Source organism: Bartonella sp. MR168JLCBS (genome assembly GCF_042194175.1).
In genome coordinates, this window is the sequence record NZ_JBHIMP010000466.1 from 1 (window position 1) to 307 (window position 307).

The 307-nt window shown below is 32.6% G+C and carries 1 protein-coding gene; it reads right to left on the reverse strand.

All coding sequences use genetic code 11. From position 1 onward, the window contains the following. Positions 1 to 137: 137 nt before the first annotated feature. A partial coding sequence (locus ACFIK8_RS12030) for a metal ABC transporter solute-binding protein, Zn/Mn family (protein WP_375669562.1) occupies positions 138 to 307 on the reverse strand: 170 nt, incomplete at its 5' end.

The following is a 307-nucleotide window of genomic DNA, read 5'->3' on the forward strand; positions in this document are numbered from 1 at the left end:
ATCATTTAACTGGAAAGTTGTTATTTCGAGTTTACAGTTTTTAAGAGGATGCTGTTTAGTTGTTGTATATTTATTTGTAACTTTTAAAGATAGTTTTAGGATAGATAGTTTGTTCCACATTTCTATAATGATGTGCCTTAGTGCTTTGTTATTGCATCGATGATAGTATTAACATTATGTTCCATCATATCGAGATAAGTTGCAGCGGGGCCATTTTTGTTCGATAATGCGTCAGAGTACAGTGTTCCACCAATTTTTAAACCTGTTTCTTTTGAAATTTGTTTTATGAGGCGGGGATTCGAGATAT